The organism is Lelliottia sp. JS-SCA-14 (genome assembly GCF_035593345.1).
Lineage (GTDB): Bacteria > Pseudomonadota > Gammaproteobacteria > Enterobacterales > Enterobacteriaceae > Enterobacter > Enterobacter wanjuensis.
Genome location: NZ_CP141606.1, coordinates 4,397,818 through 4,422,717, shown reverse-complemented (window position 1 = coordinate 4,422,717; position 24,900 = coordinate 4,397,818). Strand labels below are relative to the sequence as shown.

The following is a 24,900-nucleotide window of genomic DNA, read 5'->3' as shown; positions in this document are numbered from 1 at the left end:
CGGAGTCATAGTCACCAGGCGGGCGCTTCAGAGAAGCCGCCCGCTCTGGGTTACTTAACTGAACGCCAAAGAATCAAACGAGGAATCAAATGGCTCGTACAACACCCATCGCACGCTACCGTAACATCGGTATCAGTGCGCACATCGACGCCGGTAAAACCACTACTACCGAACGTATTCTGTTCTACACCGGTGTAAACCATAAAATCGGTGAAGTTCATGACGGCGCAGCCACCATGGACTGGATGGAACAGGAGCAGGAGCGTGGTATTACCATCACCTCCGCAGCGACTACTGCATTCTGGTCAGGTATGGCTAAGCAGTATGAACCGCATCGCGTAAACATCATCGACACCCCGGGCCACGTTGACTTCACTATCGAAGTTGAACGTTCCATGCGTGTTCTTGATGGTGCAGTAATGGTTTACTGCGCAGTTGGTGGTGTTCAGCCACAGTCTGAAACCGTATGGCGTCAGGCTAATAAATACAAAGTTCCACGCATCGCGTTCGTTAACAAAATGGACCGTATGGGTGCTAACTTCCTGAAAGTTGTTGGTCAGATCAAAACCCGTCTGGGCGCGACTCCGGTTCCGCTGCAGCTGGCAATTGGTGCTGAAGAAGGTTTCACCGGTGTTGTTGACCTGGTGAAAATGAAAGCCATCAACTGGAACGAAGAAGATGCAGGCGTCACCTTCGTTTATGAAGATATCCCAGCAGACATGCAGGCACTGGCCGAAGAATGGCACCAGAACCTGATCGAGTCCGCTGCAGAAGCTTCAGAAGAGCTGATGGAGAAATACCTGGGTGGTGAAGAACTGACTGAAGAAGAGATCAAGAAAGCTCTGCGTCAGCGCGTTCTGAACAACGAAATCATCCTGGTAACCTGTGGTTCTGCGTTCAAGAACAAAGGTGTTCAGGCAATGCTGGATGCGGTAATTGATTACCTGCCATCCCCAGTAGATGTTCCTGCGATCAACGGTATCCTGGACGACGGTAAAGACACTCCGGCTGAACGTCACGCAAGTGATGAAGAGCCGTTTGCTGCACTGGCGTTCAAAATCGCTACCGACCCGTTCGTGGGTAACCTGACGTTCTTCCGCGTGTACTCTGGCGTGGTTAACTCCGGTGACACCATCCTGAACTCCGTGAAAGCGGCACGTGAGCGTTTCGGTCGTATCGTACAGATGCACGCAAACAAACGTGAAGAGATCAAAGAAGTTCGTGCGGGCGACATCGCTGCTGCAATCGGTCTGAAAGACGTGACTACTGGTGACACCCTGTGTAACCCAGATCACCCGATCATTCTGGAGCGTATGGAGTTCCCAGAGCCGGTAATCTCTATCGCCGTTGAACCGAAAACCAAAGCTGACCAGGAAAAAATGGGTCTGGCTCTGGGCCGTCTGGCTAAAGAAGACCCATCATTCCGCGTATGGACTGATGAAGAATCTAACCAGACCATCATCGCTGGTATGGGTGAACTGCACCTCGACATCATCGTTGACCGTATGAAGCGTGAATTCAACGTTGAAGCTAACGTGGGTAAACCTCAGGTTGCTTACCGCGAAGCGATTCGTGCGAAAGTTACCGATGTTGAAGGTAAACACGCTAAGCAGTCTGGTGGTCGTGGTCAGTACGGTCATGTTGTTATCGACATGTACCCACTGGAGCCGGGCTCAAATCCGAAAGGTTACGAGTTCATCAACGACATCAAAGGTGGTGTAATTCCTGGCGAATACATCCCTGCCGTTGATAAAGGCATCCAGGAGCAGCTGAAGTCTGGTCCACTGGCTGGTTATCCGGTAGTAGATCTGGGTGTGCGTCTGCACTTCGGTTCTTACCATGACGTTGACTCCTCTGAACTGGCGTTTAAACTGGCCGCTTCTATCGCCTTCAAAGATGGCTTTAAGAAAGCGAAACCAGTTCTGCTTGAGCCTATTATGAAGGTTGAAGTTGAGACTCCGGAAGAGAACACTGGTGATGTCATCGGTGACCTTAGCCGTCGTCGTGGTCAGCTGAAAGGTCAGGAATCTAACGCTACTGGCGTTCAGATTCATGCTGAAGTTCCGTTGTCTGAAATGTTCGGATACGCAACTCAGCTGCGTTCTCTGACCAAAGGTCGTGCGTCTTACTCCATGGAATTCCTGAAGTATGATGATGCGCCTAACAACGTTGCTCAGGCCGTAATCGAAGCCCGCGGCAAATAAGCCCCGGGGTTAAAAACCAAAATCCCGTGTCCCCTCGGTGAGGGGGCACTATAGTAAGGAATATAGCCGTGTCTAAAGAAAAATTTGAACGTACAAAACCGCACGTCAACGTTGGTACTATCGGCCACGTTGACCACGGTAAAACTACCCTGACTGCTGCAATCACTACCGTTCTGGCTAAAACCTACGGTGGTTCTGCTCGTGCATTCGACCAGATCGATAACGCACCAGAAGAAAAAGCTCGTGGTATCACCATCAACACTTCCCACGTTGAATATGACACCCCGACTCGCCACTACGCACACGTAGACTGCCCGGGCCACGCCGACTATGTTAAAAACATGATCACCGGTGCTGCTCAGATGGATGGCGCAATCCTGGTTGTTGCTGCGACTGACGGCCCTATGCCTCAGACTCGTGAGCACATCCTGCTGGGTCGTCAGGTTGGCGTTCCTTTCATCATCGTGTTCCTGAACAAATGCGACATGGTTGATGACGAAGAGCTGCTGGAACTGGTAGAAATGGAAGTTCGTGAACTTCTGTCCCAGTACGACTTCCCAGGTGATGATACTCCAATCATCCGTGGTTCTGCTCTGAAAGCGCTGGAAGGCGAAGCAGAGTGGGAAGCTAAAATCGTTGAGCTGGCTGGCTTCCTGGATTCTTACATCCCAGAACCAGAGCGTGCGATTGACAAGCCGTTCCTGCTGCCTATCGAAGACGTATTCTCCATCTCCGGCCGTGGTACTGTTGTAACCGGTCGTGTAGAGCGCGGTATCGTTAAAGTTGGCGAAGAAGTTGAAATCGTTGGTATCAAAGAGACTGCTAAGTCTACCTGTACTGGCGTTGAAATGTTCCGCAAACTGCTGGACGAAGGCCGTGCTGGTGAGAACGTTGGTGTTCTGCTGCGTGGTATCAAACGTGAAGAAATCGAACGTGGTCAGGTACTGGCTAAGCCAGGCTCTATCAAGCCGCACACCAAATTCGAATCTGAAGTTTACATCCTGTCCAAAGATGAAGGCGGCCGTCATACTCCGTTCTTCAAAGGCTACCGTCCACAGTTCTACTTCCGTACAACTGACGTGACCGGTACCATCGAACTGCCAGAAGGCGTTGAGATGGTAATGCCAGGCGACAACATCAAAATGGTTGTTACCCTGATCCACCCAATCGCGATGGATGACGGTCTGCGTTTCGCAATCCGTGAAGGCGGCCGTACTGTTGGTGCGGGCGTTGTTGCTAAAGTTCTGAGCTAATTACTCGTTAATTAGTTTTGAATAAAAAAGGGCGCTTCGGCGCCCTTTTTGCTTTTTGTGTTTATTGGCTGTCACAATTATTCGCATTTTTTGTTCGCTCCCGGCCCGTCTCTCCACGCATGTGCTATTGTAATCATAATTATTCTCACTTACACTTTGATCATAAATTGAGCGGGAGTTTTTATGTACGTTTGTTTGTGTAATGGTGTGAGTGACAAAAAAATACGTCAGGCCGTTCGCCAGTTTCACCCTCAGTCTTTCCAACAGCTTCGTAAGTTTGTTCCGGTAGGAAATCAATGCGGTAAGTGCGTACGCGCAGCGCGAGAGATAATGCAGGACGAATTGATGCAGATCCCGGAATACAAAGAGATCGCCTGACAGGCTATCTTTTTTTTGACATCCCTGTAGCCCCATCTACGCTTCAATAAGTGGAAGCGGAGGGACTATATAATGAAAGGTGATGTTAAAATCATAAGTTATCTCAATAAATTATTGGGAAATGAGCTTGTCGCAATCAATCAGTATTTTCTCCATGCGAGAATGTTCAAAAATTGGGGCCTGACACGCCTCAACGATGTCGAATACCATGAATCCATCGATGAGATGAAACATGCCGATAAATACATCGAGCGTATTTTATTTCTTGAAGGCATTCCGAATTTGCAGGATCTCGGCAAGCTCGGCATTGGTGAAGATGTCGAAGAGATGCTGCAGTCCGACCTCAGGCTTGAGCTTGAAGGTGCGAAAGATCTTCGAGAAGCCATCGCTTACGCCGACAGCGTTCATGATTATGTCAGTCGCGATATGATGATCACGATTCTGGCAGATGAAGAGGGCCATATCGACTGGCTGGAAACCGAGCTGGACCTCATCGGTAAAATTGGATTGCAAAACTACCTGCAGTCTCAGATCAAAGTGGCAGACTGATTAAACTCTGCCAGCCCGCCAATAAACCTGCTGCCGCCATAAAAGGGCCAAACGGTAGCGGGTTTTTATGTATCTGTTTACCAGGATTGCGCAGCACCTGAATGAGCACATAGCTCGTGGCTAACAGTGCCGCTGCGAGTACCATCGCAGGAAGTACGCACCAGCCGTGCCAGGCACCCAGGGCAGCAAGGTATTTCACATCCCCATATCCAAGCCCTTCCTTTTTGAACACCGTCCGAAATCCCCAGTAAACGCAGGCAAAGCCAAGGTATCCCGCCACTGCACCCACAACAGCACTGGCGAGGAAATCCGGATGGTTGACGAGATGGAACAGCAGACCCGTCCAAAGAAGCGGGCAGAGATATTTGTCCGGCAACAGCCCGGAACGAATATCCGCGCGGATCAGAAGACAGGTCAACAGGGTGTAGATCATCAGAAAGGGGAGTGCCGCTAGCATGGTGTAAGCCTCTAAAGTTATCGCTGCGACATCCTCTTCTCTGAGTTTCATCCGGACAAGGCGCAAATTTGACCTCTGCGTAGCGCATTCCAGTGAATCAGCTTTACTGGTGATTGTTTGCAGCAAACTGTCGAGGCGCTACGCAAAACCCGCCCCTGGAGTCTGTTTTATAAACGGCACTTGCGTTGTGTTCAGATTTACGTATAATGCGCGGGCTTGTCGTAATTGACAGCTGGTTCAATCTGAACCTGAGTAACACTGTTTTTCGTTACTCAACAATGCTCCCAATTGGGGGGCTACGTAAGAACGGTTACACTCTCCCATCAATCGTAATGGGTTTGAGTAGTAATCATTTTCGTTTATAAAATAATTGGAGCTCTGGTCTCATGCAGAACCAAAGAATCCGTATCCGCCTGAAAGCGTTTGATCATCGTCTTATCGATCAATCAACCGCGGAAATCGTCGAGACTGCTAAGCGCACTGGTGCGCAAGTCCGTGGTCCGATCCCGCTGCCGACCCGCAAAGAGCGCTTTACCGTTCTGATCTCTCCACACGTTAACAAAGACGCGCGTGATCAGTACGAGATCCGCACTCACAAGCGTCTGGTTGACATCGTTGAGCCAACTGAGAAAACCGTTGATGCTCTGATGCGTCTGGATCTGGCTGCCGGTGTAGACGTGCAGATCAGCCTGGGTTGATCAGGTCATCGAGCGATTGAGAGGTTGAAACAATGATTGGTTTAGTCGGTAAAAAAGTGGGTATGACCCGCATCTTCACTGAAGATGGCGTTTCTATCCCAGTAACCGTAATCGAAGTTGAAGCAAACCGCGTTACTCAGGTTAAAGACCTGGCTAACGATGGCTACCGTGCTGTTCAGGTTACTACCGGTGCTAAAAAAGCTAACCGTGTAACCAAGCCGGAAGCTGGTCACTTCGCTAAAGCTGGCGTTGAAGCTGGCCGTGGTCTGTGGGAATTCCGTCTTGCTGAAGGCGAAGAGTTCACCGTAGGTCAGGACATTAGCGTTGAGCTGTTTGCTGAAGTTAAAAAAGTTGACGTAACCGGTACCTCTAAAGGTAAAGGTTTTGCTGGTACCGTTAAGCGCTGGAACTTCCGTACCCAGGACGCTACCCACGGTAACTCCTTGTCTCACCGCGTACCGGGTTCTATCGGTCAGAACCAGACTCCGGGCAAAGTGTTCAAAGGCAAGAAAATGGCAGGTCAGCTGGGTAACGAACGTGTAACTGTTCAGAGCCTGGACGTAGTACGTGTTGACGCTGAGCGCAACCTGCTGCTGGTTAAAGGTGCTGTTCCCGGTGCAACCGGTAGCGACCTGATCGTTAAACCAGCTGTGAAGGCGTAAGGGGATAGCAATGGAATTAGTATTGAAAGACGCGCAGAGCGCGCTGACTGTTTCCGAAACTACCTTCGGTCGTGATTTCAACGAAGCGCTGGTTCACCAGGTTGTTGTTGCTTATGCAGCTGGTGCTCGTCAGGGTACTCGTGCTCAGAAGACTCGTGCTGAAGTAACTGGTTCCGGCAAAAAGCCGTGGCGCCAGAAAGGTACCGGCCGTGCGCGTTCAGGTTCTATCAAGAGCCCGATCTGGCGTTCCGGTGGCGTGACCTTCGCTGCTCGCCCGCAGGACCACAGTCAAAAAGTAAACAAAAAGATGTACCGCGGCGCGCTGAAAAGCATCCTGTCCGAACTGGTACGTCAGGATCGTCTGATCGTTGTCGAATCATTCTCTGTTGAAGCGCCTAAAACTAAGCTGCTGGCACAGAAACTGAAAGACATGGCTCTGGAAGATGTGCTGATCATCACCGGTGAGCTGGACGAGAACCTGTTCCTGGCTGCGCGCAACCTGCACAAGGTTGACGTACGCGATGCAACTGGTATCGACCCGGTTAGCCTGATCGCCTTCGACAAAGTCGTAATGACTGCTGATGCTGTTAAGCAAGTTGAGGAGATGCTGGCATGATTCGTGAAGAACGTCTGCTGAAGGTGCTTCGCGCACCGCACGTTTCTGAAAAAGCGTCTGCTGCGATGGAAAAAACAAATACCATCGTTCTCAAAGTTGCTAAAGACGCGACCAAAGCAGAAATCAAAGCTGCTGTGCAGAAACTGTTTGAAGTCGAAGTCGAAGTCGTTAACACCCTGGTAGTTAAAGGGAAAGTTAAACGTCACGGACAGCGTATCGGTCGTCGTAGCGACTGGAAAAAAGCTTACGTCACCCTGAAGGAAGGCCAGAATCTGGACTTCGTCGGCGGCGCTGAGTAAGTCGGAGGAGTAATACAATGGCAGTTGTTAAATGTAAACCGACATCTCCGGGTCGTCGCCACGTCGTTAAAGTGGTCAACCCAGAGCTGCACAAGGGCAAACCTTTTGCTCCGCTGGTTGAAAAAAACAGCAAATCCGGTGGTCGTAACAACAATGGCCGTATCACCACTCGTCACATCGGTGGTGGTCACAAGCAGGCTTACCGTATTGTTGACTTCAAACGCAACAAAGACGGTATCCCGGCAGTTGTTGAGCGTCTTGAGTACGATCCGAACCGTTCCGCGAACATCGCGCTGGTTCTGTACAAAGATGGCGAACGCCGTTACATCCTGGCCCCTAAAGGCCTGAAAGCTGGCGACCAGATTCAGTCTGGCGTTGATGCTGCAATCAAAGCAGGTAACACCCTGCCGATGCGCAATATCCCGGTTGGTTCTACCGTTCATAACGTAGAAATGAAACCAGGTAAAGGCGGTCAGCTGGCACGTTCCGCTGGTACTTACGTTCAGATCGTTGCTCGCGATGGTGCTTATGTCACCCTGCGTCTGCGTTCTGGTGAAATGCGTAAAGTCGAAGCAGACTGCCGTGCAACTCTGGGCGAAGTTGGCAATGCTGAGCATATGCTGCGCGTTCTGGGTAAAGCAGGTGCTGCACGCTGGCGTGGTGTTCGTCCTACCGTTCGCGGTACTGCGATGAACCCAGTCGACCACCCACATGGTGGTGGTGAAGGTCGTAACTTTGGTAAGCACCCTGTAACACCATGGGGCGTTCAGACCAAAGGTAAGAAGACCCGCAGCAACAAGCGTACTGATAAATTTATCGTACGTCGCCGTAGCAAATAATTTTAGAGGATAAGCCATGCCACGTTCTCTCAAGAAAGGTCCTTTTATTGACCTGCACTTGCTGAAGAAGGTAGAGAAAGCGGTGGAAAGCGGAGACAAGAAGCCCCTGCGCACTTGGTCCCGTCGTTCAACGATCTTTCCTAACATGATCGGTTTGACCATCGCTGTCCATAATGGTCGTCAGCACGTTCCAGTCTTTGTTTCCGACGAAATGGTCGGTCATAAACTGGGTGAATTCGCACCGACTCGTACTTATCGCGGCCACGCTGCTGATAAAAAAGCGAAGAAGAAATAAGGTAGGAGGAAGAGATGGAAACTTTAGCTCAACATCGCCATGCTCGTTCTTCTGCTCAGAAGGTTCGCCTTGTTGCTGACCTGATTCGCGGTAAGAAAGTGTCGCAGGCCCTGGACATCCTGACCTATACCAACAAGAAAGCTGCGGTATTGGTCAAGAAAGTACTGGAATCTGCCATTGCTAACGCTGAACACAACGATGGCGCTGACATTGACGATCTGAAAGTTGCGAAAATCTTCGTAGACGAAGGCCCAAGCATGAAGCGCATTATGCCGCGTGCGAAAGGTCGTGCAGATCGCATCCTGAAGCGCACCAGCCACATTACTGTGGTTGTGTCCGATCGCTGAGACTCTGGAGACTAGCAATGGGTCAGAAAGTACATCCTAATGGTATTCGCCTGGGTATTGTAAAACCATGGAATTCAACCTGGTTTGCGAACACCAAAGAATTCGCTGACAACCTGGACAGCGATTTTAAAGTACGTCAGTACCTGACTAAGGAACTGGCTAAAGCGTCTGTATCTCGTATCGTTATCGAGCGTCCGGCTAAGAGCATTCGTGTGACTATTCACACCGCTCGCCCGGGTATCGTTATCGGTAAGAAAGGCGAAGACGTAGAAAAACTGCGCAAGGTCGTAGCGGATATCGCTGGCGTTCCTGCACAGATCAATATCGCTGAAGTTCGTAAGCCTGAACTGGACGCTAAATTGGTTGCTGATAGCATCACTTCACAGCTGGAACGTCGCGTTATGTTCCGTCGTGCTATGAAGCGTGCTGTACAGAACGCAATGCGTCTGGGCGCTAAAGGTATCAAAGTTGAAGTTAGCGGCCGTCTCGGCGGCGCGGAAATCGCACGTACCGAATGGTACCGCGAAGGTCGCGTACCGTTGCACACACTGCGTGCTGACATCGACTACAACACCTCTGAAGCGCACACCACTTACGGTGTAATCGGCGTTAAGGTATGGATCTTCAAAGGTGAGATCCTGGGTGGTATGGCTGCTGTTGAACAACCGGAAAAACCGGCTGCGCAACCTAAAAAGCAGCAGCGTAAAGGCCGTAAATAAGGAGCGTCGCTGATGTTACAACCAAAGCGTACAAAATTCCGTAAAGTGCACAAAGGCCGCAACCGTGGTCTGGCGCAGGGTACGGATGTTAGCTTCGGCACTTTCGGTCTGAAAGCTGTTGGCCGTGGTCGTCTGACTGCACGTCAGATCGAAGCAGCACGTCGTGCAATGACCCGTGCAGTTAAGCGTCAAGGTAAAATCTGGATCCGTGTATTCCCGGACAAACCAATTACCGAGAAGCCGCTGGAAGTTCGTATGGGTAAAGGTAAAGGTAACGTGGAGTATTGGGTTGCCTTGATTCAGCCGGGTAAAGTCCTTTATGAAATGGACGGCGTACCGGAAGAGCTAGCCCGTGAAGCATTCGGCCTGGCAGCAGCGAAACTGCCGATTAAAACCACCTTTGTAACTAAGACGGTGATGTAATGAAAGCAAATGAGCTGCGTGAAAAAAGCGTTGAAGAGCTGAACGCTGAGCTGCTGAACCTGCTGCGTGAGCAGTTTAACCTGCGCATGCAGGCGGCAAGTGGCCAGCTGCAACAGACTCACCTGCTGAAGCAAGTGCGTCGTGATGTTGCACGCGTTAAGACTTTACTGACTCAGAAGGCGGGTGCGTAATGACCGATAAAATCCGTACTCTGCAAGGTCGTGTTGTTAGCGACAAAATGGAGAAATCCATTGTTGTTGCTATCGAACGTATTGTGAAACACCCGATCTACGGTAAATTCATCAAGCGTACGACCAAACTGCACGTACATGACGAGAACAACGAATGCGGTATCGGTGACGTGGTTGAAATCCGCGAATGCCGTCCGCTGTCCAAGACTAAGTCCTGGACGCTGGTTCGCGTTGTAGAGAAAGCCGTTCTGTAATACAGTAAGGCCTCTCAATACGAATACACGGCTCAGTAATGGGCCGTGTATTTTTTCTACCCATATTGTAGAACCGGTGTTATAATGCCGCGCCCTCGATATGGGGCTTTTCGACGACTCTGATTTTAGGGTCTCAGGTAGTAGTTGACATTAGCGGAGCACTAAAATGATCCAAGAACAGACTATGCTGACCGTCGCCGACAACTCCGGTGCACGTCGCGTAATGTGTATCAAGGTTCTGGGTGGCTCGCACCGTCGCTACGCAGGCGTAGGCGACATCATCAAGATCACCATCAAGGAAGCAATTCCACGTGGTAAGGTCAAGAAAGGTGATGTGCTGAAAGCGGTAGTGGTGCGCACCAGGAAGGGTGTTCGTCGCCCTGACGGTTCTGTCATTCGCTTCGATGGTAATGCATGCGTTATTTTAAACAATAACAGCGAGCAGCCTATCGGCACGCGTATCTTTGGGCCGGTAACTCGTGAACTTCGTACTGAAAAGTTCATGAAAATTATCTCTCTGGCACCAGAAGTACTCTAAGGAGCGAATCATGGCAGCGAAAATCCGTCGTGATGACGAAGTTATCGTGTTAACCGGTAAAGATAAAGGTAAACGCGGTAAAGTAAAAAATGTTCTGTCTTCCGGCAAGATCATTGTTGAAGGTATCAACCTGGTTAAGAAACATCAGAAGCCGGTTCCGGCCCTGAACCAACCAGGTGGCATCGTTGAAAAAGAAGCTGCAATTCAGGTTTCTAACGTTGCACTCTTCAACGCGGCAACCGGTAAGGCTGACCGTGTAGGCTTTAGATTCGAAGACGGCAAAAAAGTCCGTTTCTTCAAGTCTAACAGCGAAACTATCAAGTAATTTGGAGTAGTACGATGGCGAAACTGCATGATTACTACAAAGACGAAGTAGTTAGCAAACTCATGACTGAGTTTAACTACAATTCTGTCATGCAAGTCCCTCGGGTCGAGAAGATCACCCTGAACATGGGTGTTGGTGAAGCGATCGCTGACAAGAAACTGCTGGATAACGCAGCAGCTGATCTGACAGCAATCTCCGGTCAAAAGCCGTTGATCACCAAAGCACGCAAATCTGTTGCAGGCTTCAAAATCCGTCAGGGCTATCCGATCGGCTGTAAAGTAACTCTGCGTGGCGAACGCATGTGGGAGTTCCTTGAGCGCCTGATCTCTATTGCTGTTCCACGTATCCGTGACTTCCGTGGCTTGTCCGCTAAGTCATTCGATGGTCGTGGTAACTACAGCATGGGTGTCCGTGAGCAGATCATCTTCCCAGAGATCGACTACGATAAAGTCGACCGCGTGCGTGGTTTGGATATTACCATTACCACTACTGCGAACTCTGACGAAGAAGGCCGTGCTCTGCTGGCTGCCTTTGACTTCCCGTTCCGCAAGTAAGGTAGGGTTACTGAATGGCTAAGCAATCAATGAAAGCACGCGAAGTAAAGCGCGTAGCTTTAGCTGATAAATTCTTCGCTAAACGCGCTGAACTGAAAGCGATCATTTCTGATGTGAACGCTTCCGACGAAGATCGTTGGAACGCAGTTCTGAAGCTGCAGTCTCTGCCGCGTGATTCCAGCCCGTCTCGTCAGCGTAACCGCTGTCGTCAAACTGGTCGTCCGCACGCTTTCCTGCGGAAGTTCGGGTTGAGCCGTATTAAGGTCCGTGAAGCCGCCATGCGCGGTGAAATCCCGGGTCTGAAAAAGGCTAGCTGGTAATTGTCACCAATTGAATCACGGGAGTAAAGACAGATGAGCATGCAAGATCCGATCGCGGATATGCTGACCCGTATCCGTAACGGTCAGGCCGCGAACAAAGTTGCGGTCACCATGCCTTCCGCCAAGCTGAAAGTGGCAATTGCCAATGTGCTGAAGGAAGAAGGTTTTATCGAAGATTTTAAAGTTGAAGGCGACACCAAGCCGGAACTGGAACTTACTCTTAAGTATTTCCAGGGTAAAGCTGTTGTAGAAAGCATTCAGCGTGTCAGCCGCCCAGGCCTGCGCATCTATAAGAAAAAAGATGAGCTGCCTAAAGTTATGGCTGGTCTGGGTATCGCAGTTGTTTCTACCTCTAAAGGTGTTATGACTGATCGTGCAGCGCGCCAAGCTGGTCTTGGTGGCGAAATTATCTGCTACGTAGCCTAATCGGAGGAAAGAATGTCTCGTGTTGCTAAAGCACCGGTCGTCATTCCTGCCGGCGTTGATGTAAAAATCGACGGTCAGGTTATTACGATCAAAGGTAAAAACGGCGAGCTGACTCGTACCCTCAACAATGCTGTTGAAGTTAAACATGCAGATAATGCTCTGACCTTCGGTCCGCGTGATGGTTTCGTGGATGGATGGGCTCAGGCTGGTACCGCGCGTGCCCTGCTGAACTCAATGGTTGTTGGTGTTACCGAAGGCTTCACTAAAAAGCTTCAGCTGGTTGGTGTAGGTTATCGTGCAGCTATCAAAGGGAATGCAGTAGGCCTGTCTCTGGGCTTCTCTCACCCCGTTGAGCATCAGCTGCCTGCCGGTATCACTGCAGAATGTCCGTCTCAGACTGAAATCGTGCTGAAAGGCGCGGATAAACAGCTGATCGGTCAGGTTGCAGCAGACCTGCGCGCCTACCGTCGTCCTGAGCCTTACAAAGGCAAGGGTGTCCGTTACGCCGACGAAGTCGTGCGTACCAAAGAGGCTAAGAAGAAGTAAGGTAACACTATGGATAAGAAATCTGCTCGTATCCGTCGTGCGACCCGCGCACGCCGCAAGCTCAAAGAGCTGGGTGCAACTCGCCTGGTGGTACATCGTACCCCGCGTCATATTTACGCACAGGTCATTGCACCAAACGGTTCTGAAGTTCTGGTAGCTGCTTCTACTGTAGAAAAAGCTATTACAGAACAATTGAAGTACACCGGTAACAAAGACGCTGCTGCAGCTGTAGGTAAAGCTGTTGCTGAACGCGCTCTGGAAAAAGGCATCAAAGTTGTGTCCTTTGACCGTTCCGGGTTCCAATATCATGGTCGTGTCCAGGCACTGGCAGATGCTGCCCGTGAAGCTGGCCTTCAGTTCTAAGGTAGAGGTGTAAGATGGCTCACATCGAAAAACAAGCTGGCGAACTGCAGGAAAAGCTGATCGCGGTTAACCGCGTATCTAAAACCGTTAAAGGTGGTCGTATTTTCTCCTTCACAGCTCTGACTGTTGTTGGCGATGGTAACGGTCGCGTTGGTTTTGGTTACGGTAAAGCGCGTGAAGTTCCAGCAGCGATCCAGAAAGCGATGGAAAAAGCCCGTCGCAATATGATTAACGTCGCGCTGAACCACGGCACCCTGCAACACCCTGTTAAAGGTGTTCACACGGGTTCTCGTGTCTTCATGCAGCCAGCTTCAGAAGGTACCGGTATCATTGCCGGTGGTGCAATGCGCGCCGTTCTCGAAGTTGCTGGAGTTCATAACGTTCTGGCTAAAGCATATGGTTCCACCAACCCGATTAACGTGGTTCGTGCAACTATTGATGGCCTGGAAAATATGAATTCTCCAGAAATGGTCGCTGCCAAGCGTGGTAAATCCGTTGAAGAAATTCTGGGGTAATTGACCATGGCAAAGACTATTAAAATCACTCAAACCCGCAGTGCAATCGGTCGTCTGCCGAAACACAAGGCAACGCTGCTTGGCCTGGGTCTGCGTCGTATTGGTCATACCGTTGAGCGTGAGGATACTCCCGCTGTACGTGGTATGGTCAACGCGGTTTACTTCATGGTTAAAGTTGAGGAGTAAGAGATGCGTTTAAATACTCTGTCTCCAGCCGAAGGCTCTAAAAAGGCGGGTAAACGCCTTGGTCGTGGTATCGGTTCTGGCCTCGGTAAAACCGGTGGTCGTGGTCACAAAGGTCAGAACTCTCGTTCTGGCGGTGGCGTACGCCGCGGTTTCGAGGGTGGCCAGATGCCACTGTACCGTCGTCTGCCGAAATTCGGTTTCACCTCTCGCAAATCAGCGATTACAGCGGAAATCCGTCTGTCTGACCTGGCGAAAGTTGAAGGCGGCGTTGTAGACCTGAACACGCTGAAAGCAGCAAACATTATCGGTATCCAGATCGAGTTCGCGAAAGTGATCCTGGCTGGTGAAGTTTCTACTCCGGTAACTGTTCGTGGCCTGCGTGTTTCTAAAGGCGCTCGTGCTGCTATCGAAGCTGCTGGCGGTAAAATTGAGGAATAAGTAGCAGATGGCTAAGCAACCGGGATTAGATTTTCAAAGTGCCAAGGGTGGATTTGGCGAACTGAAACGCAGACTTTTGTTTGTTGTTGGTGCGCTGATCGTTTTCCGTATTGGCTCTTTTATTCCGATCCCTGGTATCGATGCCGCTGTACTTGCCAAACTGCTTGAGCAACAGCGAGGCACCATCATTGAGATGTTTAACATGTTCTCTGGTGGTGCTCTCAGCCGTGCTTCTATCTTTGCACTGGGTATCATGCCGTACATTTCGGCATCGATTATTATCCAGCTGCTGACGGTCGTTCATCCGGCCCTGGCAGAGTTGAAGAAAGAAGGGGAGTCTGGTCGTCGTAAGATCAGCCAGTACACCCGTTACGGCACTCTGGTGCTGGCAATATTCCAGTCAATCGGTATTGCTACCGGTTTACCGAATATGCCTGGTATGCAGGGCCTGGTTATTAACCCGGGCTTTGCATTCTATTTCACCGCTGTTGTAAGTCTGGTCACAGGGACTATGTTCCTGATGTGGCTCGGCGAACAGATTACTGAGCGAGGTATCGGCAACGGTATCTCAATCATTATCTTCGCCGGTATCGTTGCGGGACTCCCGCCAGCCATTGCCCATACGATCGAGCAAGCGCGTCAAGGCGACCTGCACTTCCTCCTGTTGCTATTGGTTGCAGTATTAGTATTTGCCGTGACCTTCTTTGTTGTCTTTGTTGAACGTGGTCAACGCCGCATTGTGGTGAACTACGCGAAACGTCAGCAAGGTCGTCGTGTCTATGCTGCACAGAGCACACATTTACCGCTGAAAGTGAATATGGCCGGGGTTATCCCAGCAATCTTCGCTTCCAGTATCATTCTGTTCCCAGCAACCATCGCGTCATGGTTCGGGGGCGGAACCGGTTGGAACTGGCTGACAACAATTTCGCTGTATTTGCAGCCTGGGCAACCGCTTTATGTGTTACTCTATGCGTCTGCAATCATATTCTTCTGTTTCTTCTACACGGCGTTGGTTTTCAACCCGCGTGAAACAGCAGATAACCTGAAGAAGTCCGGTGCATTTGTACCAGGAATTCGTCCGGGAGAGCAAACGGCGAAGTATATCGATAAAGTAATGACTCGTCTGACTTTGATTGGTGCGTTGTACATTACTTTTATCTGCCTGATCCCGGAGTTCATGCGTGATGCAATGAAAGTACCGTTCTACTTCGGTGGGACCTCACTGCTTATCGTTGTCGTCGTGATTATGGACTTTATGGCTCAAGTGCAAACTCTGATGATGTCCAGTCAGTATGAGTCTGCCTTGAAGAAGGCGAACCTGAAAGGCTACGGCCGTTAATTGGTCGCCCGAGAAGTTACGGAGAGTAAAAATGAAAGTTCGTGCTTCCGTCAAGAAATTATGCCGTAACTGCAAAATCGTTAAGCGTGATGGCGTCATCCGCGTGATTTGCAGTGCCGAGCCGAAACATAAACAGCGTCAAGGCTGATTATTTCGCATTTTTTTCTTGCAAAGTTGGGTTGAGCTGGCTAGATTAGCCAGCCAATCTTTTGTATGTCTGTACGTTTCCATTTGAGTATCCTGAAAACGGGCTTTTCAGCATGGTGCGTACATATTAAATAGTAGGAGTGCATAGTGGCCCGTATAGCAGGCATTAACATTCCTGATCAGAAACATGCTGTGATCGCATTAACTTCGATCTATGGCGTCGGCAAGACCCGTTCCAAAGCCATTCTGGCTGCAGCGGGTATCGCTGAAGATGTTAAGATCAGTGAGCTGTCTGAAGAACAAATCGACACGCTGCGTGACGAAGTTGCCAAATTTGTCGTTGAAGGTGATCTGCGCCGTGAAGTTAGCATGAGCATCAAGCGCCTTATGGACCTTGGTTGCTATCGCGGTTTGCGTCATCGTCGTGGTCTCCCGGTTCGCGGTCAGCGTACCAAGACCAACGCACGTACCCGTAAGGGTCCGCGCAAACCGATCAAGAAATAATCGGGGTGATTGAATAATGGCAAAGGCACCAATTCGTGCACGTAAACGTGTAAGAAAACAAGTCTCTGACGGCGTGGCTCATATCCATGCTTCTTTTAACAACACCATCGTTACTATTACTGATCGTCAGGGTAACGCATTGGGTTGGGCAACAGCCGGTGGTTCCGGTTTCCGTGGTTCTCGCAAATCGACTCCGTTCGCAGCCCAGGTTGCAGCAGAGCGTTGTGCAGAAGCCGTAAAAGAATACGGCATCAAGAATCTGGAAGTTATGGTTAAAGGTCCGGGTCCGGGTCGCGAATCAACTGTTCGTGCTCTGAACGCCGCTGGTTTCCGCATCACTAATATTACTGATGTGACTCCGATCCCTCATAACGGTTGTCGTCCGCCGAAAAAACGTCGCGTATAACGCTTACGTTTTCTAGGATTGTTGGAGATAGAAAATGGCAAGATATTTGGGTCCTAAGCTCAAGCTGAGCCGTCGTGAGGGCACCGACTTATTCCTTAAGTCTGGCGTTCGCGCGATCGATACCAAGTGTAAAATTGAACAAGCTCCTGGCCAGCACGGTGCGCGTAAACCGCGTCTGTCTGACTATGGTGTGCAGTTGCGTGAAAAGCAAAAAGTTCGCCGTACCTACGGTGTGCTGGAGCGTCAGTTCCGTAACTACTATAAAGAAGCAGCACGTCTGAAAGGCAACACCGGTGAAAACCTGTTAGCTCTGCTGGAAGGCCGTCTGGACAACGTTGTTTACCGTATGGGCTTCGGCGCTACTCGTGCTGAATCACGCCAACTGGTTAGCCATAAAGCAATCATGGTAAACGGTCGTGTTGTTAACATCGCTTCTTATCAGGTTAAAGCGAACGACGTTGTTAGCATTCGTGAGAAAGCGAAAACGCAATCTCGCGTGAAAGCCGCTCTGGAGCTGGCTGAGCAGCGTGAAAAGCCAACCTGGCTGGAAGTTGATGCTGGCAAGATGGAAGGCACGTTCAAGCGTCAGCCAGAACGTTCTGATCTGTCTGCGGACATTAACGAACACCTGATCGTCGAGCTTTACTCCAAGTAAAGCTTAGTACCAAAGAGAGGACACAATGCAGGGTTCTGTGACAGAGTTTCTAAAACCGCGCCTGGTAGATATCGAGCAAGTGAGTTCGACGCACGCCAAGGTGACCCTTGAGCCTTTAGAGCGTGGCTTTGGCCATACTCTGGGTAACGCACTGCGCCGTATTCTGCTCTCATCGATGCCGGGTTGCGCGGTGACCGAAGTTGAGATTGATGGTGTACTTCATGAGTACAGCACCAAAGAAGGCGTTCAGGAAGATATCCTTGAAATCCTGCTCAACCTGAAAGGGCTGGCGGTGAGAGTTCAGGGTAAAGATGAAGTTATTCTTACTCTGAATAAATCTGGCATTGGCCCTGTGACTGCAGCCGACATTACCCATGATGGTGATGTCGAAATCGTCAAGCCGCAGCACGTGATCTGCCACCTGACCGATGAGAACGCAGCTATCAGCATGCGTATCAAAGTTCAGCGCGGTCGTGGTTATGTGCCGGCTTCTGCCCGAATTCATTCGGAAGAAGATGAGCGCCCAATCGGCCGTCTGCTGGTCGACGCATGCTACAGCCCTGTAGAGCGTATTGCCTACAATGTTGAAGCAGCGCGTGTAGAACAGCGTACCGACCTGGACAAGCTGGTCATCGAAATGGAAACCAACGGCACAATCGATCCTGAAGAGGCGATTCGTCGTGCGGCGACCATCCTGGCAGAACAACTTGAAGCTTTCGTTGACTTACGTGATGTTCGTCAGCCGGAAGTGAAAGAAGAGAAACCAGAATTCGATCCGATCCTGCTGCGCCCTGTTGACGATCTGGAATTGACTGTCCGCTCTGCTAACTGCCTCAAGGCAGAAGCTATCCACTATATCGGTGATCTGGTACAGCGTACCGAGGTTGAGTTGCTGAAAACGCCTAACCTGGGTAAAAAATCTCTTACTGAGATTAAAGACGTGCTGGCTTCACGTGGTCTGTCTCTGGGCATGCGCCTGGAAAACTGGCCACCGGCAAGCATTGCTGACGAGTAACCGGATCACAGGTTAAGGTTTTACTGAGAAGGATAAGGTCATGCGCCATCGTAAGAGTGGTCGTCAACTGAACCGTAACAGCAGCCATCGCCAGGCTATGTTCCGCAACATGGCAGGTTCACTGGTTCGTCATGAGATCATCAAGACGACCCTGCCTAAAGCGAAAGAGCTGCGTCGCGTAGTTGAGCCGCTGATTACTCTTGCCAAGACTGACAGCGTTGCTAATCGTCGTCTGGCATTCGCCCGTACTCGTGATAACGAGATCGTGGCAAAACTGTTTAACGAACTGGGCCCGCGTTTCGCGAGCCGTGCAGGTGGTTACACTCGTATTCTGAAGTGTGGCTTCCGTGCAGGCGATAACGCTCCGATGGCTTACATCGAGCTGGTTGATCGTTCTGAATCGAAAGCAGAAGCTGCTGCAGAGTAATCTGTAGTAACGTAAAAGAACCCGCTTCGGCGGGTTTTTTTATATCCACTGAATCATCCCTTCTCTACACTGTCTGAATCCACTCTTCATATCTTCGGGGTTTTACGATGTGGCTGCTTGATCAATGGGCAGAACGTCATATCCTGGATGCCCAGCGCAATGGCGAATTTAGCGATCTTCCAGGTACCGGCCAACCGCTGACGCTTGATGACGATACTTTTGTCCCTGCGGAATTACGTTCGGCCTACCGGTTGTTAAAAAATGCAGGTTGCCTTCCACCGGAGCTGGAAAATCGTAAGGATGCACTCGCTCTGGCCGATTTGCTTAACAGCATTAAACCTGATGCTCCCGAAGCACAGGAAATACGTCGTCGGTTGACGCTGGTCGAGCTAAAATTGCAGCAAGCCGGGGTCAATACAGATTTTCTACATGGTGATTATTCGGATCGTTTGTTCAGGGCACCCAAAGAGGACTAGCTCATGTATCGCATCGGGGAACTCGCAAAGCTTGCAGACGTTACGCCAGACACCATCCGCTATTATGAAAAGCAGCAGATGATGGAGCATGAAGTGCGCACAGAGGGTGGTTTTCGTCTCTATACGGAAAAGGACCTTCAGCGACTTAAGTTTATTCGCTATGCACGGCAACTTGGTTTTACGCTCGAGTCGATCCGGGAATTGCTTTCGATCCGTATTGATCCCGAGCATCACACCTGCCAGGAGTCGAAAAGCATTGTTCAGGCCAGGCTGACTGAGGTGGAAGCGCGTATAGAAGAGCTGCAAACCATGCAGCGCTCGCTGCAACGCCTGAATGACGCCTGTTGCGGTACCGCCCACAGTAGCATTTACTGTTCGATCCTTGAGACTCTCGAGCAGGGGGCCAGCGGAATACAGCGCGGCTGTTGATTTTTAGTACGCGTGGATCTACACTCGCGCCGATTTTACTCACAATCTGGAGGATTTATGAGCCGCTATCAGCATACGAAGGGGCAAATTAATGACAATGCGATTGAGGCGTTGTTACACGATCCACTGTTTCGGCAGCGCGTCGAAAAGAATAAAAAAGGGAAAGGAAGTTATCTTCGCAAAGGGAAACACGGCAAGCGGGGTAACTGGGAGGCCAGTGGCAAGAAAGTGATTCACTTTTTTACCACTGGCCTTCTGGCTTTATGGGCCTGATTAAGGGCGACTGTTCTGCTCTTTTAACAGGTCGCGAATTTCAGTCAGCAGTACTTCTTCTTTGGTCGGTGCCGGTGGCGCAGCCGCAGGCTCTTCTTTTTTACGGTTGAGTTTGTTGATGAGTTTAATCGCCATAAAGATAGCGAAGGCCACGATCAAAAAGTCAAAAATGTTCTGAATAAATACGCCATAGTGCATCACAACAGCAGGGATATCGCCCTGAGCATCCCTGAGAGTGACGGCAAATTGTTTGAAATCGACTCCCCCAATTAACAGTCCTAGCGGTGGCATAATGATATCGGCAACCAAAGACGAAACAATCTTACCGAATGCCGCACCGATAATGACACCCACTGCCAAATCCACTACATTCCCGCGCATTGCAAATTCGCGAAATTCTTTAATAACACTCATTTTATTCTCCTTGAGCCAGCTAACGATCCTAAGTTTAACAAATCATTAGCTAATTTCCATTGAGGATAAATAATCGTTATGAAAACCTAAGCATTATAAAATAGAGGGTTAATAGAAAAAGGTGCCCAATTGAGCACCTTTAGCCATTACAGGAAGAAAGGACTTGGCTGGAACAAACGTTCGACGTCGGTAATAAACTTTTTATCTGTCAGGAACATAATGACGTGGTCACCCTGTTCGATGCGCAAATTATCATTGGCGATCATGACATCATTCCCGCGCACCACGGCGCCGATAATTGTACCCGGAGGAAGTTTTATTTCATCAATTGAGCGGCCCACCACGCGTGAGGTCGTTTCATCCCCATGCGCTACGGCTTCAATTGCCTCAGCAACACCACGGCGCAGAGAGGATACACCCACAATATCAGCTTTACGGACATGGCTAAGCAGCGCTGAAATAGTGGCCTGCTGCGGTGAAATCGCAATATCAATCACGCTACCTTGCACAAGATCGACGTAGGCCTTGCGCTGAATAAGTACCATGACTTTTTTAGCGCCCATGCGTTTTGCCAGCATGGCCGACATGATATTCGCTTCATCGTCGTTGGTGACGGCAATAAACAGATCAACTTGATCGATATGTTCTTCTGCCAGCAATTCCTGATCCGAGGCATCGCCGTAGAATACGATCGTATTCTGTAATTTTTCTGCCAGCTCTGCGGCGCGCTGCTGATCGCGTTCGATCAACTTCACGCTGTAATCTTTTTCCAGACGATGCGCCAGGCCAGCGCCGATATTCCCGCCGCCAACCAGCATAATGCGCTTATAGGGTTTTTCCAGGCGCTGAAGTTCGCTCATGACCGCACGAATATGCTGTGACGCGGCAATAAAGAACACCTCATCGCCTGCCTCAACAATGGTCGAGCCCTGCGGACGAATAGGACGGTCATGGCGGAATATCGCTGCCACGCGGGTATCGATATGTGGCATGTGCTCGCGCATAGTGGATAACGCATTACCAATCAACGGGCCGCCATAATAGGCTTTCACCACGGCGAGGCTGACTTTCCCTTCGGCAAAATTCACCACCTGCAGTGCGCCAGGGTACTCAATCAGACGATAAATACTGTCGATCACCAGCTGTTCCGGGGCGATGAGATGATCAATGGGCACCGCTTCGGAATTGAAGAGCTTTTCTGCATCACGCACGTAATCCGGCGAGCGAATACGCGCAATGCGGTTTGGGGTGTTGAATAACGAATAGGCGACCTGGCAGGCCACCATATTTGTTTCATCTGAACTGGTTACGGCAACCAGCATGTCAGCATCGTCGGCTCCCGCCTCACGAAGGACGCGCGGATGCGAGCCGTGACCCTGAACCACACGCAGATCGAACTTATCCTGCAAACCGCGCAGACGATCGCCATTGGTATCAACGATCGTGATGTCGTTGTTTTCGCCCACCAGGTTTTCGGCCAGCGTTCCGCCGACCTGTCCTGCACCCAGAATGATTATCTTCATAGCTTGCGACCCGTTTTCAACATCACGCTTTGATTAGCTTAGCGTAAAAGAAGCCATCACCTTCTTCCGCTCCCGGCAGGTTTTGGATGCCAGGATTATCGGCTGTGCCTGTCGTGTGTAACGCGGCGTCAGAAGTTCGTTTCAGGAATGCCGCAATCTGCTGGGAATTCTCTTCCGGAAGAACGGAGCACGTTGCGTAGACCAGGGTTCCGCCAGATTTCAGATGCGGCCAGACGGCATCAAGAATCTCACTCTGCAGTTGGGCCAGCTCGTTGATATCACGATCCCGACGCAGCCATTTGATATCCGGATGACGACGAATCACACCCGTTGCGGAGCAAGGTGCATCCAACAGTATGCGATCAAATTTCTCGTCGCCGCACCACTCTGAAGGCGTACGCCCATCACCCTGTTTAACCTGAGCTTTAAGACCCAAGCGTTTCAGGTTGTCGTAAACGCGGGAGAGTCGTTGCTCGTCCACATCGACAGCCAGAACGCTGGCCTGCGGCGCAGCTTCAAGGATATGCGTGGTTTTACCACCAGGAGCGGCACAAAGATCCAGGATGCGCTCGCCATTTTGTGGCGCCAGATAAGTGATACATCCCTGCGCTGAAGCGTCCTGAACGGTCACCCAGCCCTGGTCAAAGCCAGGTAACGCCTGCACCGGGGCAGGGGAAGCCAGACGTACCGCGTCGGGATAGGCGTCATGAGTAAAACCATTCATGTCTGCCTGTTCCAGCAGTGCCAGCCATTCATCTCGGGTATGGTGGATACGGTTAACACGCAGCCACATTGGTGGACGCTGATTATTGGCTTCAACAATGGATTCCCACTGCTGCGGATAGGCTTTTTTCAGGCGCTTAAGCAGCCATTCAGGATGGAGAAAACGCTGCTCGGACTGGCTGAACTCGGCAACCAGTTCTTCCTGCTGACGCTGGAACTGACGCAATACGCCATTGATCAAGCCTTTCAACTGCGGACGTTTGATTGCGACCGCACCTTCAACGGTTTCAGCCAGCGCGGCATGAGGCGGAATGCGCGTATGGAGCAGCTGGTAGAAGCCGACCATGATCAAATAATGGATGGTGCGCTGCTTGCCCGTCATTGGGCGGGACATCAGCTTGTTGATCAGCCACTCTTGCTGCGAGAGCGTACGCAGCACGCCAAAGCACAACTCCTGAAGCAGGGCTTTGTCTTTATCAGAAACTTTCTGCTGAAGCGGTGGAAGGATATTGCTCAGGGATTGACCCTGTTCGACCACTTTCTCAATGGCCTGTGCAGCCATGCTGCGAAGATTTTGTTTTTTCATAACCGCTAAAATAAAAATGCCCGGAAACTCCGGGCCTTAGGATTAAATGCACTCAGCCGAGATGCTTGCCCGGCGTAAACCATTCGCGACGGGAATTCAGCAGGTCCTGCGCGCTCATTGCCTTCTTACCGGCAGGCTGTAGCGACTCCAGATTCAGAATGCCATCAGTCGTAGCTACCTGAATTCCCTGTTTATTCGCGTCAATGATGGTGCCCGGCTCTGCGTGAGATTTGCCATCAATCACCGACGCTTTCCAGATTTTCACCGGCTGATCGTCAATAGTCATCCAGCTCATCGGCCAGGGATTAAAGGCGCGAATGCAGCGCTCTAGCTGGGCAGCGGAAAGTGACCAGTCGATTTGCGCCTCTTCTTTACTGAGCTTTTCAGCATAAGTCACGAGGCTTTCATCCTGCACTTCAGGCTGAGTTTTGCCATCGGCAAGCTGCTGCAAAGTCTCAATGAGCCCCTGCGGGCCCAGGTCTGCCAGTTTGTCGTAGAGCGTGGCGCTGGTATCTTCCGCAGCGATCGGGCATGCCAGCTTATACAGCATATCTCCCGTATCCAGCCCGACGTCCATCTGCATGATGGTGACGCCGGTTTCGCTGTCACCCGCCCAGAGCGAACGCTGAATAGGCGCCGCGCCGCGCCAGCGTGGAAGAAGAGAACCATGCACGTTGATGCAGCCTAGGCGAGGCATATCGAGAACCGCTTTTGGCAGAATCAAACCATATGCCACGACCACCATCACATCGGCATTCAGGTCTGCGACCAGCTGCTGATTTTCCTGAGGGCGTAAAGAGACGGGCTGGAAAACGGGCAAACCATGCTCTTCCGCCAGGACTTTGACCGGGCTCGGCATGAGTTTCTTGCCGCGGCCAGCAGGGCGGTCGGGCTGAGTGAACACCCCAACAACCTGGTGGCCAGATGATAACAGCGCGTCAAGATGACGCGCTGCGAAGTCAGGAGTTCCCGCGAAGATAATACGTAGATTTTTAGACACGTTATTCCTTGTATCCGGGGGATGTTATGCGCGGGTGCGCATACGATCCAGTTTCTCTACTTTCTGACGAATACGCTGCTGTTTCAGCGGAGAGAGATAATCGATAAACAGTTTACCGACCAGATGATCCATCTCGTGCTGAATGCAGATCGCCAGCAGATCGTCTGCTTCCAGTTCAAACGGTTTACCCTCGCGATCGAGCGCGCGGATTTTCACTTTTTCTGCACGCGGCACTAAGGCGCGCTGTTCAGGAATGGACAGACAACCTTCTTCGATGCCGGTCTCGCCGCTCTTCTCGAGCAGTTCCGGGTTAATCAGTACCAGGCGCTCTTCGCGATTCTCAGAAACATCGATCACGATAATGCGTTTATGGATATTCACCTGCGTCGCCGCAAGGCCAATGCCTTCTTCGGCGTACATCGTATCGAACATATCATCAACGATACGTTGAATTTCTGCATTCACTTCTTTTACCGGTTCAGCAACAATGCGAAGGCGCTCGTCCGGGATATGTAACACTTGCAAAACTGCCATAAATTTCCAGAGCCGTGTTCAGGAGTTGAAAAGATCATTACCTCTATTCTAGAC

At 50.7% G+C, this 24,900-nt stretch carries 41 protein-coding genes; 35 read left to right on the top strand and 6 right to left on the bottom strand.

All coding sequences use genetic code 11. The features are described 5' to 3' along the window. Window positions 1-89 precede the first annotated feature (89 nt). The 4 genes from fusA to bfr all read left to right on the top strand — a co-directional run bounded on the left by fusA (window position 90) and on the right by bfr (window position 4,384). Window positions 90-2,204 (top strand): elongation factor G, encoded by a 2,115-nt coding sequence (gene fusA / locus U9O48_RS20705; protein ID WP_282493482.1) that lies wholly within the window; start codon window positions 90-92, stop codon window positions 2,202-2,204. 68 nt (window positions 2,205-2,272) lie between these two features. After that, a complete protein-coding gene (gene tuf / locus U9O48_RS20700) occupies window positions 2,273-3,457 on the top strand; it encodes an elongation factor Tu (protein ID WP_324723110.1) in 1,185 nt (394 codons plus the stop codon). Window positions 3,458-3,640: 183 nt separating this feature from the next. Then, window positions 3,641-3,835 (top strand): bacterioferritin-associated ferredoxin, encoded by a 195-nt coding sequence (gene bfd / locus U9O48_RS20695; protein ID WP_059180778.1) that lies wholly within the window; start codon window positions 3,641-3,643, stop codon window positions 3,833-3,835. A 72-nt stretch (window positions 3,836-3,907) separates the two neighbouring features. Continuing rightward, window positions 3,908-4,384, top strand: a complete 477-nt coding sequence (gene bfr / locus U9O48_RS20690) for a bacterioferritin (protein WP_095283671.1) — start codon at window positions 3,908-3,910, stop codon at window positions 4,382-4,384. On the opposite strand, the gene U9O48_RS20685 is transcribed toward bfr, so the two are convergent. Further along, window positions 4,368-4,841: an A24 family peptidase gene (locus tag U9O48_RS20685; protein ID WP_324723109.1), complete on the bottom strand. Its 474-nt coding sequence runs from the start codon at window positions 4,839-4,841 to the stop codon at window positions 4,368-4,370. The two genes, bfr and U9O48_RS20685, sit on opposite strands and share 17 nt — an antisense overlap. A gap of 386 nt (window positions 4,842-5,227) precedes the next feature. Here U9O48_RS20685 and rpsJ point away from each other — a divergent pair, with 386 nt between their 5' ends. From rpsJ to arfA, 31 genes are all read left to right on the top strand, one after another. After that, window positions 5,228-5,539: a 30S ribosomal protein S10 gene (gene rpsJ, locus U9O48_RS20680; protein ID WP_001181005.1), complete on the top strand. Its 312-nt coding sequence runs from the start codon at window positions 5,228-5,230 to the stop codon at window positions 5,537-5,539. Between the two features lie 32 nt (window positions 5,540-5,571). Next, window positions 5,572-6,201 carry a 50S ribosomal protein L3 gene (gene rplC, locus U9O48_RS20675; RefSeq protein ID WP_016538466.1) on the top strand — a complete coding sequence of 210 codons (630 nt, stop codon included), beginning with the start codon at window positions 5,572-5,574 and terminating at the stop codon, window positions 6,199-6,201. Window positions 6,202-6,211: 10 nt separating this feature from the next. Continuing rightward, complete coding sequence (rplD, locus tag U9O48_RS20670) at window positions 6,212-6,817, top strand: 50S ribosomal protein L4 (protein WP_003031119.1); 606 nt, start codon at window positions 6,212-6,214, stop codon at window positions 6,815-6,817. Next, window positions 6,814-7,116, top strand: coding sequence for a 50S ribosomal protein L23 (gene rplW, locus U9O48_RS20665; protein WP_004868363.1), 303 nt, complete (start codon window positions 6,814-6,816; stop codon window positions 7,114-7,116). The genes rplD and rplW overlap by 4 nt, the downstream gene beginning before the upstream one ends. Before the next feature lie 17 nt (window positions 7,117-7,133). Then, entirely contained in the window at window positions 7,134-7,955 is an 822-nt protein-coding gene (gene rplB, locus U9O48_RS20660; RefSeq protein WP_000301869.1) for a 50S ribosomal protein L2, read from the top strand. Between the two features lie 16 nt (window positions 7,956-7,971). Continuing rightward, window positions 7,972-8,250: a 30S ribosomal protein S19 gene (gene rpsS, locus U9O48_RS20655; RefSeq protein WP_001138115.1), complete on the top strand. Its 279-nt coding sequence runs from the start codon at window positions 7,972-7,974 to the stop codon at window positions 8,248-8,250. Window positions 8,251-8,264: 14 nt separating this feature from the next. Next, window positions 8,265-8,597, top strand: a complete 333-nt coding sequence (gene rplV, locus U9O48_RS20650; protein ID WP_002919773.1) for a 50S ribosomal protein L22 — start codon at window positions 8,265-8,267, stop codon at window positions 8,595-8,597. Window positions 8,598-8,614: 17 nt separating this feature from the next. Continuing rightward, the gene (gene rpsC, locus U9O48_RS20645) at window positions 8,615-9,316 is read left to right on the top strand and encodes a 30S ribosomal protein S3 (protein WP_000529945.1); all 702 of its coding nucleotides are present in this window, start codon (window positions 8,615-8,617) and stop codon (window positions 9,314-9,316) included. 12 nt (window positions 9,317-9,328) lie between these two features. Beyond that, window positions 9,329-9,739 (top strand): 50S ribosomal protein L16, encoded by a 411-nt coding sequence (rplP, locus tag U9O48_RS20640; RefSeq protein WP_002919759.1) that lies wholly within the window; start codon window positions 9,329-9,331, stop codon window positions 9,737-9,739. After that, a complete protein-coding gene (rpmC, locus tag U9O48_RS20635) occupies window positions 9,739-9,930 on the top strand; it encodes a 50S ribosomal protein L29 (protein WP_032614707.1) in 192 nt (63 codons plus the stop codon). Before rplP ends, rpmC begins: the two co-directional genes overlap by 1 nt. After that, the gene (gene rpsQ, locus U9O48_RS20630; RefSeq protein ID WP_006817275.1) at window positions 9,930-10,184 is read left to right on the top strand and encodes a 30S ribosomal protein S17; all 255 of its coding nucleotides are present in this window, start codon (window positions 9,930-9,932) and stop codon (window positions 10,182-10,184) included. Before rpmC ends, rpsQ begins: the two co-directional genes overlap by 1 nt. Before the next feature lie 166 nt (window positions 10,185-10,350). Further along, entirely contained in the window at window positions 10,351-10,722 is a 372-nt protein-coding gene (gene rplN, locus U9O48_RS20625) for a 50S ribosomal protein L14 (RefSeq protein ID WP_015960712.1), read from the top strand. Window positions 10,723-10,732: 10 nt separating this feature from the next. Next, a complete protein-coding gene (gene rplX / locus U9O48_RS20620) occupies window positions 10,733-11,047 on the top strand; it encodes a 50S ribosomal protein L24 (RefSeq protein ID WP_016538464.1) in 315 nt (104 codons plus the stop codon). Window positions 11,048-11,061: 14 nt separating this feature from the next. Then, a complete protein-coding gene (rplE, locus tag U9O48_RS20615) occupies window positions 11,062-11,601 on the top strand; it encodes a 50S ribosomal protein L5 (RefSeq protein ID WP_015960710.1) in 540 nt (179 codons plus the stop codon). Window positions 11,602-11,615: 14 nt separating this feature from the next. After that, the gene (gene rpsN / locus U9O48_RS20610; RefSeq protein ID WP_015960709.1) at window positions 11,616-11,921 is read left to right on the top strand and encodes a 30S ribosomal protein S14; all 306 of its coding nucleotides are present in this window, start codon (window positions 11,616-11,618) and stop codon (window positions 11,919-11,921) included. A gap of 33 nt (window positions 11,922-11,954) precedes the next feature. Continuing rightward, window positions 11,955-12,347 carry a 30S ribosomal protein S8 gene (rpsH, locus tag U9O48_RS20605; protein ID WP_006178918.1) on the top strand — a complete coding sequence of 131 codons (393 nt, stop codon included), beginning with the start codon at window positions 11,955-11,957 and terminating at the stop codon, window positions 12,345-12,347. A gap of 12 nt (window positions 12,348-12,359) precedes the next feature. Further along, complete coding sequence (rplF, locus tag U9O48_RS20600; RefSeq protein ID WP_100778650.1) at window positions 12,360-12,893, top strand: 50S ribosomal protein L6; 534 nt, start codon at window positions 12,360-12,362, stop codon at window positions 12,891-12,893. 9 nt (window positions 12,894-12,902) lie between these two features. After that, window positions 12,903-13,256 carry a 50S ribosomal protein L18 gene (rplR, locus tag U9O48_RS20595; RefSeq protein WP_015960708.1) on the top strand — a complete coding sequence of 118 codons (354 nt, stop codon included), beginning with the start codon at window positions 12,903-12,905 and terminating at the stop codon, window positions 13,254-13,256. Between the two features lie 14 nt (window positions 13,257-13,270). Next, complete coding sequence (gene rpsE / locus U9O48_RS20590; RefSeq protein ID WP_002438697.1) at window positions 13,271-13,771, top strand: 30S ribosomal protein S5; 501 nt, start codon at window positions 13,271-13,273, stop codon at window positions 13,769-13,771. A gap of 6 nt (window positions 13,772-13,777) precedes the next feature. After that, a complete protein-coding gene (rpmD, locus tag U9O48_RS20585; RefSeq protein ID WP_003863301.1) occupies window positions 13,778-13,957 on the top strand; it encodes a 50S ribosomal protein L30 in 180 nt (59 codons plus the stop codon). 3 nt (window positions 13,958-13,960) lie between these two features. Continuing rightward, window positions 13,961-14,395 (top strand): 50S ribosomal protein L15, encoded by a 435-nt coding sequence (gene rplO / locus U9O48_RS20580; protein WP_095283666.1) that lies wholly within the window; start codon window positions 13,961-13,963, stop codon window positions 14,393-14,395. Between the two features lie 7 nt (window positions 14,396-14,402). Beyond that, window positions 14,403-15,734: a preprotein translocase subunit SecY gene (secY, locus tag U9O48_RS20575; RefSeq protein WP_095283665.1), complete on the top strand. Its 1,332-nt coding sequence runs from the start codon at window positions 14,403-14,405 to the stop codon at window positions 15,732-15,734. Between the two features lie 31 nt (window positions 15,735-15,765). Next, on the top strand, window positions 15,766-15,882 hold the full coding sequence (rpmJ, locus tag U9O48_RS20570; protein ID WP_000868187.1) for a 50S ribosomal protein L36: 117 nt from the start codon (window positions 15,766-15,768) through the stop codon (window positions 15,880-15,882). Between the two features lie 146 nt (window positions 15,883-16,028). Further along, window positions 16,029-16,385 (top strand): 30S ribosomal protein S13, encoded by a 357-nt coding sequence (gene rpsM / locus U9O48_RS20565; protein ID WP_003031135.1) that lies wholly within the window; start codon window positions 16,029-16,031, stop codon window positions 16,383-16,385. A 16-nt stretch (window positions 16,386-16,401) separates the two neighbouring features. Beyond that, entirely contained in the window at window positions 16,402-16,791 is a 390-nt protein-coding gene (gene rpsK, locus U9O48_RS20560) for a 30S ribosomal protein S11 (protein WP_003031137.1), read from the top strand. Between the two features lie 34 nt (window positions 16,792-16,825). Further along, complete coding sequence (gene rpsD, locus U9O48_RS20555) at window positions 16,826-17,446, top strand: 30S ribosomal protein S4 (RefSeq protein WP_100778652.1); 621 nt, start codon at window positions 16,826-16,828, stop codon at window positions 17,444-17,446. 25 nt (window positions 17,447-17,471) lie between these two features. Next, window positions 17,472-18,461: a DNA-directed RNA polymerase subunit alpha gene (locus U9O48_RS20550; protein WP_002919219.1), complete on the top strand. Its 990-nt coding sequence runs from the start codon at window positions 17,472-17,474 to the stop codon at window positions 18,459-18,461. Window positions 18,462-18,501: 40 nt separating this feature from the next. Then, the gene (gene rplQ / locus U9O48_RS20545; protein WP_001216372.1) at window positions 18,502-18,888 is read left to right on the top strand and encodes a 50S ribosomal protein L17; all 387 of its coding nucleotides are present in this window, start codon (window positions 18,502-18,504) and stop codon (window positions 18,886-18,888) included. Window positions 18,889-18,995: 107 nt separating this feature from the next. Then, complete coding sequence (locus U9O48_RS20540) at window positions 18,996-19,364, top strand: DUF1992 domain-containing protein (RefSeq protein ID WP_324723106.1); 369 nt, start codon at window positions 18,996-18,998, stop codon at window positions 19,362-19,364. Between the two features lie 3 nt (window positions 19,365-19,367). After that, window positions 19,368-19,793 (top strand): Zn(2+)-responsive transcriptional regulator, encoded by a 426-nt coding sequence (gene zntR, locus U9O48_RS20535; protein WP_282491542.1) that lies wholly within the window; start codon window positions 19,368-19,370, stop codon window positions 19,791-19,793. Between the two features lie 57 nt (window positions 19,794-19,850). After that, entirely contained in the window at window positions 19,851-20,066 is a 216-nt protein-coding gene (gene arfA / locus U9O48_RS20530; protein WP_282491543.1) for an alternative ribosome-rescue factor ArfA, read from the top strand. Here arfA and mscL read toward each other — a convergent pair whose 3' ends face one another. From mscL to def, 5 genes are all read right to left on the bottom strand, one after another. After that, window positions 20,067-20,480: a large-conductance mechanosensitive channel protein MscL gene (mscL, locus tag U9O48_RS20525; RefSeq protein ID WP_282491544.1), complete on the bottom strand. Its 414-nt coding sequence runs from the start codon at window positions 20,478-20,480 to the stop codon at window positions 20,067-20,069. It abuts the gene before it with no gap. Window positions 20,481-20,626: 146 nt separating this feature from the next. Then, window positions 20,627-22,003 carry a Trk system potassium transporter TrkA gene (gene trkA, locus U9O48_RS20520; protein WP_095283659.1) on the bottom strand — a complete coding sequence of 459 codons (1,377 nt, stop codon included), beginning with the start codon at window positions 22,001-22,003 and terminating at the stop codon, window positions 20,627-20,629. Between the two features lie 22 nt (window positions 22,004-22,025). Then, entirely contained in the window at window positions 22,026-23,312 is a 1,287-nt protein-coding gene (rsmB, locus tag U9O48_RS20515) for a 16S rRNA (cytosine(967)-C(5))-methyltransferase RsmB (RefSeq protein ID WP_324723105.1), read from the bottom strand. Window positions 23,313-23,364: 52 nt separating this feature from the next. After that, window positions 23,365-24,312, bottom strand: coding sequence for a methionyl-tRNA formyltransferase (fmt, locus tag U9O48_RS20510; protein WP_285148656.1), 948 nt, complete (start codon window positions 24,310-24,312; stop codon window positions 23,365-23,367). Between the two features lie 24 nt (window positions 24,313-24,336). Further along, complete coding sequence (def, locus tag U9O48_RS20505) at window positions 24,337-24,846, bottom strand: peptide deformylase (RefSeq protein WP_282491547.1); 510 nt, start codon at window positions 24,844-24,846, stop codon at window positions 24,337-24,339. Between the last annotated feature and the right edge of the window lie 54 nt (window positions 24,847-24,900).

Excerpts from the sequence above, each read along its gene's own strand:
- rplR (WP_015960708.1), top strand. The coding sequence starts at position 12,903 with ATGGATAAGAAATCTGCTCGTATCCGTCGTGCGACCCGCGCACGCCGC.
- rplV (WP_002919773.1), top strand. The coding sequence starts at position 8,265 with ATGGAAACTTTAGCTCAACATCGCCATGCTCGTTCTTCTGCTCAGAAG.
- rplD (WP_003031119.1), top strand. The coding sequence starts at position 6,212 with ATGGAATTAGTATTGAAAGACGCGCAGAGCGCGCTGACTGTTTCCGAA.
- rpsD (WP_100778652.1), top strand. The coding sequence starts at position 16,826 with ATGGCAAGATATTTGGGTCCTAAGCTCAAGCTGAGCCGTCGTGAGGGC.
- U9O48_RS20550 (WP_002919219.1), top strand. The coding sequence starts at position 17,472 with ATGCAGGGTTCTGTGACAGAGTTTCTAAAACCGCGCCTGGTAGATATC.
- rplE (WP_015960710.1), top strand. The coding sequence starts at position 11,062 with ATGGCGAAACTGCATGATTACTACAAAGACGAAGTAGTTAGCAAACTC.
- rplP (WP_002919759.1), top strand. The coding sequence starts at position 9,329 with ATGTTACAACCAAAGCGTACAAAATTCCGTAAAGTGCACAAAGGCCGC.
- def (WP_282491547.1), bottom strand. The coding sequence starts at position 24,846 with ATGGCAGTTTTGCAAGTGTTACATATCCCGGACGAGCGCCTTCGCATT.
- rplX (WP_016538464.1), top strand. The coding sequence starts at position 10,733 with ATGGCAGCGAAAATCCGTCGTGATGACGAAGTTATCGTGTTAACCGGT.
- arfA (WP_282491543.1), top strand. The coding sequence starts at position 19,851 with ATGAGCCGCTATCAGCATACGAAGGGGCAAATTAATGACAATGCGATT.
- rpsE (WP_002438697.1), top strand. The coding sequence starts at position 13,271 with ATGGCTCACATCGAAAAACAAGCTGGCGAACTGCAGGAAAAGCTGATC.
- rplN (WP_015960712.1), top strand. The coding sequence starts at position 10,351 with ATGATCCAAGAACAGACTATGCTGACCGTCGCCGACAACTCCGGTGCA.
- rpsC (WP_000529945.1), top strand. The coding sequence starts at position 8,615 with ATGGGTCAGAAAGTACATCCTAATGGTATTCGCCTGGGTATTGTAAAA.
- rpsK (WP_003031137.1), top strand. The coding sequence starts at position 16,402 with ATGGCAAAGGCACCAATTCGTGCACGTAAACGTGTAAGAAAACAAGTC.
- rplF (WP_100778650.1), top strand. The coding sequence starts at position 12,360 with ATGTCTCGTGTTGCTAAAGCACCGGTCGTCATTCCTGCCGGCGTTGAT.
- secY (WP_095283665.1), top strand. The coding sequence starts at position 14,403 with ATGGCTAAGCAACCGGGATTAGATTTTCAAAGTGCCAAGGGTGGATTT.
- rplO (WP_095283666.1), top strand. The coding sequence starts at position 13,961 with ATGCGTTTAAATACTCTGTCTCCAGCCGAAGGCTCTAAAAAGGCGGGT.
- rpmJ (WP_000868187.1), top strand. The coding sequence starts at position 15,766 with ATGAAAGTTCGTGCTTCCGTCAAGAAATTATGCCGTAACTGCAAAATC.
- rpsQ (WP_006817275.1), top strand. The coding sequence starts at position 9,930 with ATGACCGATAAAATCCGTACTCTGCAAGGTCGTGTTGTTAGCGACAAA.
- mscL (WP_282491544.1), bottom strand. The coding sequence starts at position 20,480 with ATGAGTGTTATTAAAGAATTTCGCGAATTTGCAATGCGCGGGAATGTA.
- U9O48_RS20540 (WP_324723106.1), top strand. The coding sequence starts at position 18,996 with ATGTGGCTGCTTGATCAATGGGCAGAACGTCATATCCTGGATGCCCAG.
- U9O48_RS20685 (WP_324723109.1), bottom strand. The coding sequence starts at position 4,841 with ATGCTAGCGGCACTCCCCTTTCTGATGATCTACACCCTGTTGACCTGT.
- rpsN (WP_015960709.1), top strand. The coding sequence starts at position 11,616 with ATGGCTAAGCAATCAATGAAAGCACGCGAAGTAAAGCGCGTAGCTTTA.
- rplB (WP_000301869.1), top strand. The coding sequence starts at position 7,134 with ATGGCAGTTGTTAAATGTAAACCGACATCTCCGGGTCGTCGCCACGTC.
- fusA (WP_282493482.1), top strand. The coding sequence starts at position 90 with ATGGCTCGTACAACACCCATCGCACGCTACCGTAACATCGGTATCAGT.
- rsmB (WP_324723105.1), bottom strand. The coding sequence starts at position 23,312 with ATGAAAAAACAAAATCTTCGCAGCATGGCTGCACAGGCCATTGAGAAA.
- rpmC (WP_032614707.1), top strand. The coding sequence starts at position 9,739 with ATGAAAGCAAATGAGCTGCGTGAAAAAAGCGTTGAAGAGCTGAACGCT.
- bfd (WP_059180778.1), top strand. The coding sequence starts at position 3,641 with ATGTACGTTTGTTTGTGTAATGGTGTGAGTGACAAAAAAATACGTCAG.
- rpsJ (WP_001181005.1), top strand. The coding sequence starts at position 5,228 with ATGCAGAACCAAAGAATCCGTATCCGCCTGAAAGCGTTTGATCATCGT.
- rplC (WP_016538466.1), top strand. The coding sequence starts at position 5,572 with ATGATTGGTTTAGTCGGTAAAAAAGTGGGTATGACCCGCATCTTCACT.
- bfr (WP_095283671.1), top strand. The coding sequence starts at position 3,908 with ATGAAAGGTGATGTTAAAATCATAAGTTATCTCAATAAATTATTGGGA.
- rpmD (WP_003863301.1), top strand. The coding sequence starts at position 13,778 with ATGGCAAAGACTATTAAAATCACTCAAACCCGCAGTGCAATCGGTCGT.
- zntR (WP_282491542.1), top strand. The coding sequence starts at position 19,368 with ATGTATCGCATCGGGGAACTCGCAAAGCTTGCAGACGTTACGCCAGAC.
- rpsH (WP_006178918.1), top strand. The coding sequence starts at position 11,955 with ATGAGCATGCAAGATCCGATCGCGGATATGCTGACCCGTATCCGTAAC.
- rpsS (WP_001138115.1), top strand. The coding sequence starts at position 7,972 with ATGCCACGTTCTCTCAAGAAAGGTCCTTTTATTGACCTGCACTTGCTG.
- trkA (WP_095283659.1), bottom strand. The coding sequence starts at position 22,003 with ATGAAGATAATCATTCTGGGTGCAGGACAGGTCGGCGGAACGCTGGCC.
- rplQ (WP_001216372.1), top strand. The coding sequence starts at position 18,502 with ATGCGCCATCGTAAGAGTGGTCGTCAACTGAACCGTAACAGCAGCCAT.
- rplW (WP_004868363.1), top strand. The coding sequence starts at position 6,814 with ATGATTCGTGAAGAACGTCTGCTGAAGGTGCTTCGCGCACCGCACGTT.